The 13804-nt window shown below is 59.5% G+C and carries 10 protein-coding genes and 1 pseudogene; 8 read left to right on the top strand and 3 right to left on the bottom strand.

Annotated elements, in window-relative coordinates:
- Positions 1-186: 186 nt before the first annotated feature.
- The 3 genes from ubiB to pncB all read right to left on the bottom strand — a co-directional run bounded on the left by ubiB (position 187) and on the right by pncB (position 3872).
- On the bottom strand, positions 187-1689 hold the full coding sequence (gene ubiB, locus A7P95_RS09860; RefSeq protein WP_067594747.1) for a ubiquinone biosynthesis regulatory protein kinase UbiB: 1503 nt from the start codon (positions 1687-1689) through the stop codon (positions 187-189).
- Between the two features lie 253 nt (positions 1690-1942).
- A complete protein-coding gene (locus A7P95_RS09855) occupies positions 1943-2506 on the bottom strand; it encodes a flavin reductase family protein (protein ID WP_067594744.1) in 564 nt (187 codons plus the stop codon).
- A gap of 157 nt (positions 2507-2663) precedes the next feature.
- Positions 2664-3872 (bottom strand): nicotinate phosphoribosyltransferase, encoded by a 1209-nt coding sequence (pncB, locus tag A7P95_RS09850; protein ID WP_067594742.1) that lies wholly within the window; start codon positions 3870-3872, stop codon positions 2664-2666.
- 270 nt (positions 3873-4142) lie between these two features.
- Here pncB and A7P95_RS09845 point away from each other — a divergent pair, with 270 nt between their 5' ends.
- The 8 genes and pseudogenes from A7P95_RS09845 to A7P95_RS11275 all read left to right on the top strand — a co-directional run.
- A complete protein-coding gene (locus tag A7P95_RS09845) occupies positions 4143-5165 on the top strand; it encodes a L,D-transpeptidase (protein ID WP_067594739.1) in 1023 nt (340 codons plus the stop codon).
- Positions 5166-5469: 304 nt separating this feature from the next.
- Complete coding sequence (gene der, locus A7P95_RS09840; protein WP_067594736.1) at positions 5470-6921, top strand: ribosome biogenesis GTPase Der; 1452 nt, start codon at positions 5470-5472, stop codon at positions 6919-6921.
- A 151-nt stretch (positions 6922-7072) separates the two neighbouring features.
- Positions 7073-8182: a tRNA 2-thiouridine(34) synthase MnmA gene (gene mnmA / locus A7P95_RS09835; RefSeq protein ID WP_067594733.1), complete on the top strand. Its 1110-nt coding sequence runs from the start codon at positions 7073-7075 to the stop codon at positions 8180-8182.
- Positions 8183-8291: 109 nt separating this feature from the next.
- On the top strand, positions 8292-9956 hold the full coding sequence (locus A7P95_RS09830; protein ID WP_067594730.1) for an AMP-binding protein: 1665 nt from the start codon (positions 8292-8294) through the stop codon (positions 9954-9956).
- A gap of 227 nt (positions 9957-10183) precedes the next feature.
- Positions 10184-10672: a prolyl-tRNA synthetase associated domain-containing protein gene (locus tag A7P95_RS09825; RefSeq protein WP_067594727.1), complete on the top strand. Its 489-nt coding sequence runs from the start codon at positions 10184-10186 to the stop codon at positions 10670-10672.
- 284 nt (positions 10673-10956) lie between these two features.
- A complete protein-coding gene (gene hutW, locus A7P95_RS09820; RefSeq protein WP_067594724.1) occupies positions 10957-12789 on the top strand; it encodes a heme anaerobic degradation radical SAM methyltransferase ChuW/HutW in 1833 nt (610 codons plus the stop codon).
- Positions 12790-12895: 106 nt separating this feature from the next.
- Complete coding sequence (locus tag A7P95_RS09815; RefSeq protein WP_067594721.1) at positions 12896-13525, top strand: NAD(P)-dependent oxidoreductase; 630 nt, start codon at positions 12896-12898, stop codon at positions 13523-13525.
- Positions 13526-13593: 68 nt separating this feature from the next.
- Positions 13594-13804 (top strand): annotated as a pseudogene (locus A7P95_RS11275) (IS1595 family transposase); the annotation flags it as partial.

Raw genomic sequence — 13804 nt, 5'->3', positions numbered from 1 at the left:
AAGCTCCTTTGAGTTAGCTTGATCAAAGAGAGCTAGTCCAGCCTTATGATGTGAATAATGCCTGTCTGGCAAAGATACCGTCAGGACTAGCCCCCGACGGCGGAAAATATATAAGGCTACCTGAAAATATCCCGCCCATGCGGCAGATATTTTTCAGGTAGCCTCTTCCCCTATTGCAATCAAACCCTAATCCAACAGCGCCATCAGCAGCAGCATCAGCACAATCAGCGCCAGCCACATATTCTGCCGCTGCTGGGTGCGCACCAGGTGCAGATAAGCGTCGCGCATTTCCTGCTGGCGCGCCTCGTCCACCAGCATATTCAGTTTGCGCGGCAGGGCGGGCAGGATTTCCGCCCAATCCGGCGCTTCCTGCTTCAGGTTGCGCCATAAGGCCTTCACGCCCACCTGCTCGTGCATCCAATCCACCAAAAACGGCTTGACCGTGGCCCACAAATCCAACTGCGGGTCGAGCTGCCTTCCCAGCCCTTCGATATTGAGCAGGGTTTTTTGCAGCAGCACCAGCTGCGGCTGAATCTGCACGTTGAAGCGGCGGCTGGTTTCAAACAGGCGCATCAGCACCAGGCCGAAGGAAATCTCGGCCAAAGGCTTGTTGAAAAACGGCTCACACACGGCGCGCACCGCCGCTTCCAATTCTTCCGGCCGCGTATCCGCCGGCACCCAGCCGCTTTCGATATGCGCCGTGGCCACGCGGTGGTAGTCGCGGTTGAAGAAGGCAAGGAAATTGATGGCGAGATAGCGCTTGTCGTAATCCGTGAGGCTGCCCACAATGCCGAAATCCAGCGCGATGTAGCGGCCTTCATCGTCCACCAAGATATTGCCCGGGTGCATATCGGCATGGAAAAAGCCGTGTTTGAATACTTGGGTGAAAAAAATCTCCACGCCGTAGCGCGCCAGCCGCTGCAAATCGATGCCGCGCTGCCGAAGCGTGGCGATGTCGGCAATCGGCGTGCCGTCCATCCACTGCATGGTCATCACGCTTTCGCTGCAATAATCGTAATACACCTGCGGCACGCGCAGCATGGTGCTGCCGCTGAAATTGCGCCCGATTTGGCTGGCGTTGGCAGCTTCGCGCAGCAAATCCAGCTCGTCGTGCAGATATTTGTCGAACTCGGCCACCACTTCGCGCGGGCGCAGGCGTTTGCCGTCCGGCAGCAGCCTTTCCAGCAGCCGCGCGGCGGTGCGCATCAGCGCCAAATCCTGCTCGATTACCGGCTCCAAGCCCGGCCGCAACACCTTCACCGCCACTTCTTCGCCGCCAAACAGCCGCGCGCGGTGCACCTGCGCCACCGAAGCCGCGGCCACCGGCTCGGCTTCAAATTCTGCATAAATCTCTTCCAGCGGCCGCCCGAGCGAGCGCTCAATCTGCCGCCGCGCCAAATCCGCATCGAAAGGCGGCACCTTGTCTTGCAGGCGGCTCAGCTCCAGCGCATAGGCCGCCGGCAGCAAATCCGGCCGGGTGGAGAGCACCTGCCCGAGCTTCACAAAAATCGGCCCCAGGCTCTCCAGCGCCAGCCGCACGCGCACCGGCAGCGGGGTATCCCGCATTTTGCGCGAACGCGGCAGCAGCCGCACCAGCCAATGCGCCCTGGCCCGCGCGGCCAGCAGGTCGGCCAGCCCGAAGCGGTATACGGTTTTCATGATCACAGCCAAGCGGCCAAGCCATTTCATAGCGGAAATCCGGAGTGTAGGTGGAAAGGGAAGCGATTATAAAACAAAGCCTGCGGCGGGGCAGCAGGCGGTTTGACGAAAGCTTGGGCGGCACGGCGATTTATTTTTCAGGTAGCCTTTGCCGCGCATGGAGGCTACCTGAAAATTGGCTACCTGAAAATTTGAGAAGCACAGCAAAGAGGAATCTCGGCTGCTGCATTTTTCAGGTAGCCTTTGCACGCCGTGAAGGCTACCTGAAAACGCAAGTTCACACCTAGCCCACTTTCAAGCCCGAGCCGGTGCGGTAAAACTGGCCGTTGCCCACATAATGCAGCGTTTTCAGCCCGTCCGGCACGCTGTCGAACAGCCAGCGGCCGTCGGCATACACGCGGTCATCCGCCCAGGCGGCGGCCACTTCGCCGATAAACAAATCATAGCTTTGCTGGTTGTGCGGCTCGGGCAGCAGGCGGCAAACCAGGTAGGCGGCACAGCCCTTCACCAGCGGCACATCGAAGTCTTCCTGATAAAACAGCTCCGCGCCGCAGTCGGCCAGCTTGGCCGGATTGCGTTTACGGCTCTGGCTGCCCAGCGCCATCACCATTTCGGCCTGCCCGGCCACCGGCACCTGCACGGCAAACCAGCCGCCCTGCTCCACCAGGCCGCGCGTGAACGCGCCTTTGTCGAGCACCACGGTCAGGCGCGGGGGCGCATAATCCAGCGCGCACGACCAGCCCACGGCCATCACGTTGGCCGAGCCGCCGTGTTGGGCAGACACCAGCACGGTGGGGCCGTGGTTGATGAGGCGGGTGGATTGGGAGAGTTCGATGGGTTGGAGCATGATTTTCCTTTATTGCAGAGTGGTTTCAAATAAAACGGTAGGCTACCTGAAAGCGCGGCGGTTTTCTGCAAAGCCAAAATGAATTTGCGGCTTTACCGCTATTTTTTTCAGGTAGCCTCTCCGCGCCAAAAGGCTACCTGAAAAATCATCCCGCGCGCTATTCGGTGTCGGCAATTTCGAACACTTGGCGCAGGTAGGCAAGGAAGGTGTTGTTGCTGCTCATGGTTTTGCCGGGGCTGTCGGAGAGCTTGACCACGGATTGGCCGTTGCATTCCACCAGTTTGAGTACGATGTTGAGCGGGGTGTGGCCCATGTCGTTGGTGAGGTTGGTGCCGATACCGAAACTGGTTTTGAAGCGGTCTTTGAAGTATTGGTGCAGCGCCCAAGCTTTTTCCAGGTCGAGGCCGTCGGAGAAGGTGAGCATTTTGGTACGGCTGTCGATTTTGAGCTTTTGGTAGTGGGCGTAGGCTTTGTCGCCCCAAATATAGGGGTCGCCGCTGTCGTGGCGCAGGCCGTCGAAGAGTTTGGCGAAATAGAGGTCGAAATCGCGCAGGAAGGCGTCCATGCCCACCACGTCGGTGAGCGCGATGCCGAGGTCGCCGCGGTATTCGCGCACCCAGCTTTCGAGGGCGGCTTTTTGAAAGTCGCGCAGGCGCACGTCGAGCGCTTGGAAGGCCTGCATGAATTCGTGCGCCACGGTGCCGATGGGGATGAGGCCGAGCTTTTTGGCGATGAATACGTTGCTGGTGCCGCGCAGGCAGCCGGGGGCGGCTTGGTTGAGCGTGTGCACCACGTGCTCCTGCCAAGCGAGGTTGTAGCGGCGGCGGGTGCCGAAGTCAGACACGAGGAAGGGCGGGTCTGCGGGATCTTCGGCTGCGGCGTAGCGGCGCAGCAAATCGGCCTTGGCTTGCAGGCGGCGCTCGCCTTCGGCCAGCACTTCGGGGGTTTCCAGGCGGCGGAAGTAGAGCTCGTTCACAATCGCCAGCACGAATATCTCGAAGAACATGGCCTGGATAATCGGCCCTTCCACGCGGATGCAGAGGCGGTGTTCCTCATCCACAAATACTTTGATAAAGCGGCGCTTGAGCTGGAACAGCTCGAGATAATCGACAAAATCGCTTTTGATGAAGCGCAGGCTGCGCAGGTAGTTGAGCTCGCTCAGGGTGAAGCGCAGGGTGCACAGGGCGTCGAGCTCTGCTTCGAGCTCGCTGCGGATGTCCACCAGCGGGTAGACCAGCGCATCGAGGTTGCGGCAGCGGAATTCATACACGCCGTGCGCCTGCGGGAATTGGTGCAGCACCACTTGCAGCATGGTGAATTTGTAGAGGTCGGTGTCCAGCAGGGAATGAATGATGTGCGGTTGCATGGCTGCTCCGTGAGTGTGGGTGATGAAGGAGAATGCTCATTTGCGGATGGTTTTTAGCTTCGCAGAAACTCAGCTTGGGCTGAGCTAAAACATCGCTTTCAGGTAGCCTTTGCAGACTGCCCCTTAAGGGTGTGGCATTAAAACACGTTTTGCCGCTTTCAGGTAGCCTGCCGCATCAAGCCGAGCCGTTTTCGGGTATTATACCTGCCAACGCGGTTTTTTGCTCCGCTCTTGTTTATTTTGCCAAATTTTTGCCCAAACCAACGCTATATGAAAAAACTCGCATTGCTCAGCCTTATCGCCGTATCCGGCCTCGCCGCCGCCAACACGCCCCTGCCCGATTTCTCCCCCGTGGCCGAAGGGCAGCACGTGGTCATCAACATCCCGCAGATGCGGCTGTTCCTTTATGAAAACGGCCAGCTGAAAAATGCCTACCCCGTGGCCGTGGGCAAAAGCCGCACCCGCACCCCGCTGGGCAACTACCAAATCGGCTCCAAGGCCTACAACCCCACTTGGACCATCCCCGCCAGCATCCGCCGCGAACGCGCCGCCGCCGGCATGCCCGCCATCACCAGCATCCCGCCCGGCCCCAGAAACCCGCTCGGCCCGGTATTTGTGCGGCTCGGCCCGCCGCGCCTCGGCCTCGGCATCCACGGCACCAACGCCCCCGGCAGCGTGCCCGGCATTCGCAGCCACGGCTGTGTGCGCATGCACAGCAACAACGCCCTTCAATTCGCCCGCAGCGTGCACACCGGCGCCAACGCCGCCGTGATCTACCAGCTGGCCAGCCTCAACGCCGACGCCGGCAACCACCTCTGGCTCGCCACCTATGCCGACCCCTACCAGCAGCGCAACCTCAACACCGCCGCCCTGCGCCAAAGCATCGCCGCCTGGACGCAGGCCAAAGGCCTCACCACCAACGAAGCCCGCCTCAACGCCGCCCTGCGCAGCCGCAACGGCCGCCTCGTGTGCATCACCTGCAGCCCCGGCAACGCCAAAGTGCAGGGGCAGCTGCAATCCCTAGCCTGGCAAGGCGGCATGGGCGAATTGAGCCAGCCGCAGGCCGTGTCGGCCCCCGCCGTGCAGCAGCCGGATGAAATCCTGCCCGAAGGCAGCGCCGTGGAAGCCCTCACCGACGGCGCCGGCAGCACCGAAACCCCGATTCCGGCAAGCAACGCCGCCACCCCGCGCCGTCGCCCCAACATGGTCAAGCAAATAGAGCATCCTCTTCCGGCCACACCGGTGCAACAGCCACACGCACCCGATGTATCGCTGTCCGACAGCCTGTTGTGAGAAAAAACAAACCTGCCGCTATGCTGATAACGGCAGGTTTCATTTTTCAGGTAGCCTCCAAGTGCATACAGGCTACCTGAAAACATTAGCCTCAACGTAAACAAGAACCACCACTTCCTAATCCATCCAGCCCTACTCCCCAAGCCAAACCGTTCACAACACGCTATAATCCCGCCTGCATTTTTCAGGTAGCCTCATCCCGCCAACCCAGGCTACCTGAAAACCCAGCAAACCAACAACCCGTGCCCCGCGCACCTGCTCGCCGCCTGCCATCAGGCCGCCTGATACAGAAAGACCGCAACCCATGAAACCCACCATCGCCCTAGTCGGCCGCCCCAATGTGGGCAAATCCACCCTGTTCAACCGCCTCACGCGCACCAAAGACGCGCTGGTGCACGACCTGCCCGGCCTCACCCGCGACCGCCACTACGGCCACGGCAAAATCGGCAGCAAGCCCTATCTGGTGGTGGACACCGGCGGCTTCGAGCCTGTGGTGGACAGCGGCATTTTGCACGAAATGGCCAAGCAAACCCTGCAAGCCGTAGACGAAGCCGACGCGGTGATTTTCCTGGTGGATGCGCGCACCGGCCTCACCCCGCAAGACAAAATCATCGCCGACCGCCTGCGCCAAAGCCCGCGCCCTGTGTATCTGGTCGTGAACAAAGGCGAAGGCGGCCGCCGCGACGTATTGGCCGCCGAATTTTACGAGCTGGCACTGGGCGAGCCGCATGTGATTTCCGGCGCGCACGGCGACGGCGTGTACTATCTGATGGAAGACGTGCTGGAAAACTTCCCCGACGCGGAAGAAGAAACCGAGCAGGCCAAACACCCCGTGTTTGCCGTTATCGGCCGCCCGAACGTGGGCAAATCCACGCTGGTGAACGCCATTTTGGGCGAAGAGCGCGTGATTGCGTTTGACATGGCGGGCACCACGCGCGACAGCATCCACATCGATTTCGAGCGCGACGGCAAGCCCTTCACGATTATCGACACCGCAGGCGTGCGGCGGCGCGGCAAAGTGGACGAGGCGGTGGAGAAATTCTCCGTGATTAAAGCCATGCAGGCGGTGGAAGCGGCGAACGTGGCCGTGCTGGTGCTGGACGCGCAGCAGGACATCGCCGACCAAGACGCGACCATCGCCGGCTTTGCGCTGGAAGCGGGGCGCGCGCTCGTCATCGCCGTAAACAAATGGGACGGCATTTCCGAAGAGCGGCGCAACAGCATCAAAAAAGACATCGAGCGCAAGCTGCACTTCCTCGATTTCGCCAAATTCCACTTCATCTCCGCGCTGAAAGAGCGCGGCATCGACGGCCTGTTTGCCAGCATCCAAGCCGCCTACGACGCAGCCTTCATCAAAATGCCCACGCCCAAAATCACCCGCGTGCTGCAATCGGCCATTGAGCGCCAGCAGCCCGCGCGCGCCGGCCTGGTGCGCCCCAAAATGCGCTACGCCCACCAAGGCGGCATGAATCCGCCCGTGATCGTAATCCACGGCAACTCGCTGCAACACGTGGCCGACAGCTACACCCGCTACCTCACGCAAACCTTCCGCAAGGCCTTCAACCTGCAAGGCACCCCGCTGCGCATCCAATACAATATTTCCGACAACCCCTACGAAGACACGGCGGAAAAAACCAAAAGCAAGCCCCTGCGCCGCACCACCCTGAGCAACCGCATCGCCAAGCGCGACGAAAAAGCCCGCACCAAAGCCAAAACCAAAAAACGCCAAGTGAGCGTGAAAAAGCGGCAAGGTTAATTGCCGCATAAACCTGAAAAGGCTACCTGAAAACCAACCGCAGGCCGGGCATTCATGCCCGGCAACCCAAACCAACACCATAAACCAACCCAAAAGGCTACCTGAAAATCCCAAACCCGTTTTCAGGTAGCCTCCCAGCAAACCCGACACCATGCCCAACACTCCGCAAAACATCATCGTCGGCCTTTCCGGCGGCGTCGATTCCTCCGTTACCGCCCACCTGCTCAAGCAGCAGGGCCACCAAGTGCGCGGCGTTTTCATGCAAAACTGGGAAGACGACGACAACGACGAATATTGCAGCATCAAGCAAGATTCCTTCGACGCCATCGCCGTGGCCGACATCATCGGCATCGACATCGACATCGTCAATTTCGCCGCCCAATACAAAGACAAAGTCTTCGCCTACTTCCTGCAAGAATACCAAGCCGGCCGCACCCCCAACCCCGACGTGCTCTGCAACGCCGAAATCAAGTTCAAATGCTTTTTAGACTACGCCATCGAGCAAGGCGCCGAAGCCATCGCCACCGGCCACTACGCCCGCAAAGAAGTGCGCAACGGCAAGCATTATCTGCTCAAAGGCCTGGATGCCAACAAAGACCAAAGCTACTTCCTCTACCGCCTCCAGCCCCATCAGCTCGAACGCGCCCTCTTCCCGCTCGGCCACCTCGAAAAGCCCGAAGTGCGCCGCATCGCCGCCGAAGCCGGCCTGCCCACCGCCGCCAAAAAAGACAGCACCGGCATCTGCTTCATCGGCGAGCGCCCCTTCCGCGAATTCCTGCAAAAATACCTGCCCACCCATGAAGGCGACATGGTTACGCCCGAAGGCAAAGTGGTGGGCAAACACGTCGGCCTGATGTTCTACACCCTCGGCCAGCGCAAAGGCTTGGGGATAGGCGGCGCCGGCGAGCCCTGGTTTGTGGCCGGCAAAGATTTGGCCGCCAACCGCCTCATCGTGGTGCAAGGCCACCAGCACCCGCTATTATTTTCAGGTAGCCTCAACATGAGCCAGCTCAGCTGGACGCTGCCTGAAAACCCCGGCGACGTCCGCGGTAACCGCCCGCCAGAAGGCCGCTACACCTGCAAAACCCGCTACCGCATGGCCGACGCGCCCTGCGAACTGCGCTATCTGGATAACGACCGCGCCGAGCTGCGCTTCGACAGCCCGCAATGGGCGGTTACCCCCGGCCAGTCTGCTGTGCTGTATGATGGCGAAGTGTGCCTGGGCGGCGGCATTATCGACCATGCCGTGATTGCCGGATAAACCACCCTGCCGAACAAACTACCCACAGAACACAAACCGGCTACCTGAAAATCAAGCGCCCTTTCGCGCCGCAAATATTTTTCAGGTAGCCTCTATCAAGGAGACCAAATTGGAAAAAATCTGGCTGCAAAGCTATCAAGAAGGCGTGCGCCCCGAAATCGACGTGCGCCGCTACGGCTCAATCTGCGACGTGTTCAGCGAAACCGTTGCCCAATACGGCAACCGCCCCGGCTTCACCAACTTCGGCACGGTGCAAACCTATGCCGAAACCGCCCGCCTGGCCGAACAGTTTGCCTCCTACCTGCAAAACGTGCTCAAGCTGGAAAAAGGCAGCCGCGTGGCCGTGATGATGCCCAACCTGCTGCAATACCCCGTGGCCGTGTTCGGCATTTTGCAGGCCGGCTGCATCGTGGTAAACGTAAACCCGCTCTACACCCCGCGCGAGCTGCAACACCAGCTCAAAGACAGCGGCGCCACCACCATCCTGGTGCTGGAAAACTTCGCCCACACCCTCAGCCAAGTGGTGGCCGGCACCCAGGTGCAGCACATCATCCTCGCCTCGATTGGCGATTTGCTCGGCTTTTTCAAAGGCACGCTGGTTAACCTGATTGTGCGCTACGTGAAAAAAATGGTGCCGCCCTACCGGCTGCTCGGCGCCGTCCGCTTCAACCGCGCGCTCAGGCAGGGCGCGGCGCACACCTTCCGCCACGTGCCCATCACGCTGAAAGACACCGCCTTCCTGCAATACACCGGCGGCACCACCGGTGTATCCAAAGGCGCCATGCTCTCGCACGGCAACATCTGCGCCAACATGCTGCAAGCCGAAGAGTGGATTCAGTCCAACCTCTCCACCGAAGGCGAGCTGGTGGTTACCGCGCTGCCGATGTACCACGTGTTCGCGCTCACGGTAAACCTGATGATCTTCACCCGTATCGGCGCGCAAAACCTGCTCATCACCAACCCGCGCGACATCCGATCCTTCATCAAAGAGCTGAAGAAATACCGCGTGAGCGTGCTGCCCGCCGTGAACACCCTGTTCAACGCCCTGCTCAACCATCCCGACTTCCGCAGCGTGGATTTCTCCAGCTGGAAACTCTGCCTCGGCGGCGGCATGGCCGTGCAGGAAAGCGTGGCGCAGCAGTGGAAAGCGCTCACCGGCCAGCCCATCGTGGAAGTGTACGGCCTCACCGAAGCCAGCCCCGGCGTGTGCGCCAACCCGCTCAACATCAGCGAATACAACGGCACCATCGGCCTGCCCGTGTCCAACACCGACATCGAAATCCGCGACGAACACGGCAGGCAGGTGCCGATAGGCGAAATCGGCGAGCTGTGCATCAAAGGCCCGCAAATCATGCAGGGCTATTGGCAGCACCCCGAAGAAACCGCCGCCGCGCTCGATGAAAACGGCTTCCTCGCCACCGGCGACATGGTGAAAATGGACGAAAAAGGCTTCATCAAGCTGGTGGACCGCAAAAAAGACATGATTGTGGTGTCCGGCTTCAACGTGTATCCGAACGAAGTGGAAGAAGTGGTCACCCGGCACGCCATGGTGCTGGAAGCCGCCTGCATCGGCGTGCCCAGCAACAAAACCGGCGAAATGCTGAAGCTGTTTGTGGTGAAAAAAAACCCGGCCCTCACCCGCGAAGAACTCATCAGCTTCTGCCGCCTCCAGCTCACCGCCTACAAAGTGCCGAAAGACATCGAATTCCGCGATGAGCTGCCCAAATCCAACGTGGGCAAAATCCTGCGCCGCGAATTGCGCGAACAGGCCTAAGCAAGCAAACAACGGGCAGACCAGCCATCACGGCCAATCTGCCCGTTGCTTTGAGGCTACCTGAAAAGGCTACCTGAAAACGATGTTTGGGCGTAGCCCAAGCTGAGTTTCTGCGAAGCTAAAACGCAGGCAGCGCAGCGAAGTTTCTGCGAAGCTAAAGCGCAACAACGGCGTTAAAACTCATTTATCAGGCAAGAAACCGTAACCCTCTTCCAAGGAGCACCGAAATGGATTTATACGCAGCAGTCGAACGCAAACTGAACGAACTGGACATTCCGTTTGAAATCGTCGAACACGAGCCCGCCCTCAGCACCGAGCAGGCAGACAGCTTTATCGAAGGCATCGAAGGTGTGCGCACCAAAACCATGTTCCTCACCAACAAGAAAAAAACCGCCTATTACCTGGTCATCATGGACGATAAAAAACAGCTCGACATGGAGCGTTTCAAAGAGCTGGTGCAGGAAAGCCGCATCAAAATGGCTTCCGCTGACAGCCTGCTGGAAAAAATGCAGTTGCCACCGGGCGTGGTTTCCCCGTTCGGTTTATTAAACAATCCGAAACGAGACATCCAAGTGTATTTCGACCAAGCCATCATGGCCGAAGCCCGCATGAGTTTCCACCCCAACACCAACGAAAAAACCCTCTTCCTAGCCACGCCGGATCTGCTCAAATTCCTCCAAGCCATCGGCTATCAGTCGCATATCGTCGAACTCTAGGCCAGCAAACGGGCAGGGCCGGCCACCATGGCCAATCTGCCCGTTGTGTTGAGTGAACAAAGGTAAAGCCAATTTACAAGCGCGGCGCCACCAAAGCCCCGCCACCCATCTTCTGATGCCAGTCAAAACATTCAGGCTACCTGAAAACACAATCCTCCTTCATAACAAACGCTTCAGGCTACCTGAAAATCCCCTCCCCCACCCGAACTATTTCAGCCACGCTATCCCTGTAGTAGAATCCATTCTCGTTTACCAACAAGCTGCCCAACCCGGCACCCCACACCATGCCCGCCACCGCCGAAACCACCCCCATCCAAACCATCCGCTGGCCCGCCCGAGAAGCCGCGCCACAGGCCTTTCCCGAAAGGCAGGCGCTAATGCCGATTTGGGGCGGCATCCCTGTGCCCATGCCGCAATGGCAGAAACTCTGGCAAAGCCAAATCGCCCGTTCGCTCGATGAAGACGGCCTGGCCTACATCCACATCCCCTTCTGCGCCAACCACTGCGTGTTCTGCGGCTTCTACCGCAACGCCTGGAAAGAAGAGCACGGCGGCGCGTACGTGGACAAAGTCATTGAAGAACTCGAAACCGAAGCCCGGCAGCGCACTGGCAGCGGCAAAATCCAAGCCGTGTATTTCGGCGGCGGCACGCCCACCGCGCTGTCCGCGCCCGACCTCGCCCGCCTTGTCCGCGCCTGCTATGAATACCTGCCGCTGGCCGACGACTGCGAATTCACCCTCGAAGGCCGCATGAGCCATTTCGGGCTCGACAAAGCCCGCGCCGCCATCGAAGCCGGCGTAAACCGCATCTCCATCGGCATCCAAACCTTCAACACCGCCATCCGCCGCCGCCTCGGGCGCAAACACAGCGGCGAAGAAGCCTATGGCTACCTGAAAGAACTGTGCGGCCTTGATGCCGTCATCGTGGCCGACCTGATTTTCGGCCTGCCCGGCCAAACCGACGACATCTGGGCGCACGACATCGAACGCGCCGCCTCCCTGCCGCTCTCCGGCCTCGACACCTACGCCTTCAACTGCTACCCCTTCCTGCCCATCAACCGCATGATTGAAAAAGGAGCGTTCCCGCCGCCGCTAGGTTTTGACGTGCAATCAAAACATTATGCCTACGCCGTGCGCGAATTGGCGCGGCTCGGCTGGCAGCAGGTGAGCAACAACCATTTCGCCTACCCCGGGCGCGGCGAGCGCAACCGCTACAACACGCTGGTCAAATCCAATATGCCCTGCCTCGCCTTCGGTTCCGGCGCGGGCGGCAACTTCGGCGGCTTCAGCTACCAGGTGCAGAGCGATTTGGAAGGCTACCTGAAAAATCCGCAAGGCCGAAAAGCCCTCTCCTTCATGAGCCGCCACGGCCGCCACAAAGCCCTGCTCGGCCAAGTGCAGCACGACATCGAACTCGGCCGCATCAACACCCGCCTGTTTGACGGCAACGCCGAAGCGCAAACCCTGCTGCACCAATGGCAACAGGCCGATTTATTGGAAATCCACAAGGACGGCCAAGCCGAACTCCACACCAGCGGCCGCTACTGGTCGCCCACCCTTACCCGCAAACTGATGATGACCCTCCCACCCGACGAAAAGGAAACCACCATGCAAAAACTCTCCGCCGAACAGCAAACCGTATTGCGCAACTCGCTCGCCGACAACCCCGGCCAAATCCTCGAAATGCTCGCCGGCCAGCACCAATGCAGCTTTGAAGACGTCATCAACTGCCTGCCCGAAAACCTCGTGAAGAAAACCGAAGGCAGCCGCTTTGTCGAAATCATGCAGGCACTCGCCGGCTGGAACGAAGCCGTTACCTTTATCGCCCACACCCCCGACGTGATTGCCGAAGTCACCGGCAAAATCCCGCACGGCAAAATCGGCCGCGGCTTCTACAACTTCGAGCACGCCGAAGAAGGCGGCATCCACGGCCATATCTACTACGAAAACTGCGCCGCCATCTACCTCATCGAACGCCCCTTTATGGGCAAATCCACCGTATCGCTCAACTTCGTGAACCGCAGCGGCAGCGCCATGTTCAAAATCTTCGTCGGCCGCGACGAAAAAGGCGAGCTGAAACAAAACCAAATCGAAGCCATGCGCGCCCTGTTCGCCTGAATCCGCCCGAGCGTTAAGGCTACCTGAAAACCAAAGTGCAGGCTGGCTAAAACACCCGAAGCAGCCTGCATCCATTCCCAACACCACCCCAAACAGGAGCACCGCCATGCTGATGATATTCGGCGCCAACGGCCCCAGCGGCCGCCAACTCATCCACCAGTTAAGCCGCCTCGAACGCGAAACCGCCGTCGCCGCATTAAGGCTGCCGGAACAACAATCCGATGAATTTTTCGCCCAACACCACATCCAAACCACCGTTGCCGATGCGCTCGACGCAGAAGCCGTCGCCCAAGCCGTGCAACAATTCCAACCCGACATCGTCGTCAGCTTCATCGGCGGCAAAAACGAACAAGGCATCCGCAGCGACGCCACCGGCAACCTCCACCTCATCCGCGCCCTCGAACAGCACGCCCCCCAAGCCCACCTCATCCTCATCACCAGCATGGGCTGCGGCGAACAATTCCCCCTGATGAGCGATATGTTCAAACAAGCGCTGGGAGAAGCCGTGGCCGCCAAAACCGAAGCCGAAACCGCCCTGCGCCAAAGCCAACTGGCCTGGAGCATCCTGCGCCCCTGCGGCCTCGCCGACGGCGACAGCACCGCCTACCAGCTGCACGAACAGCTTCCCGCTATCCCCCGCCAATACATGACCCGCGCTGCGCTGGCCGCCGCCGTGCGCCAAATCATCGACGAAAGCGGGCACGAAGGCAAAGCATATTCGGTGACTTCCGCATAGGCTGTTTCAGATAAACACATAAAAACAAAGGGGCTGACGTAGATTAGCAGCTATGCTAGGCTACGAAAATGCAAATAACCAATTGTAAACTAAGTGGGAAAATACAAAAGAAACTGCTCGAGTTTTTGTACTCGAAGTTACCGCCCGTGCCGCTGCCGATATTTTAGGCATACAACCCAACTCTGCTATCCTGTTCTACCACAAAATCCGCCAAGTCATCAGCCATCATCTGGCACTGGCGGCCGATGAAATTTTCGCCGGCCCGGTCGAATTGGACGA

It is taken from the genome of Eikenella longinqua (assembly GCF_001648355.1).
Classification (GTDB): Bacteria; Pseudomonadota; Gammaproteobacteria; order Burkholderiales; family Neisseriaceae; genus Eikenella; species Eikenella longinqua.
The sequence above is the reverse complement of the archived record's forward strand: the minus strand, read 5'-3'. Positions and strand labels throughout refer to the sequence as shown.

Excerpts from the sequence above, each read along its gene's own strand:
- A7P95_RS09815 (WP_067594721.1), top strand. The coding sequence starts at position 12,896 with ATGCTGATGATATTCGGCGCCAACGGCCCCAGCGGCCGCCAACTCATC.
- A7P95_RS09825 (WP_067594727.1), top strand. The coding sequence starts at position 10,184 with ATGGATTTATACGCAGCAGTCGAACGCAAACTGAACGAACTGGACATT.
- mnmA (WP_067594733.1), top strand. The coding sequence starts at position 7,073 with ATGCCCAACACTCCGCAAAACATCATCGTCGGCCTTTCCGGCGGCGTC.
- pncB (WP_067594742.1), bottom strand. The coding sequence starts at position 3,872 with ATGCAACCGCACATCATTCATTCCCTGCTGGACACCGACCTCTACAAA.
- hutW (WP_067594724.1), top strand. The coding sequence starts at position 10,957 with ATGCCCGCCACCGCCGAAACCACCCCCATCCAAACCATCCGCTGGCCC.
- der (WP_067594736.1), top strand. The coding sequence starts at position 5,470 with ATGAAACCCACCATCGCCCTAGTCGGCCGCCCCAATGTGGGCAAATCC.
- ubiB (WP_067594747.1), bottom strand. The coding sequence starts at position 1,689 with ATGAAATGGCTTGGCCGCTTGGCTGTGATCATGAAAACCGTATACCGC.
- A7P95_RS09855 (WP_067594744.1), bottom strand. The coding sequence starts at position 2,506 with ATGCTCCAACCCATCGAACTCTCCCAATCCACCCGCCTCATCAACCAC.
- A7P95_RS09845 (WP_067594739.1), top strand. The coding sequence starts at position 4,143 with ATGAAAAAACTCGCATTGCTCAGCCTTATCGCCGTATCCGGCCTCGCC.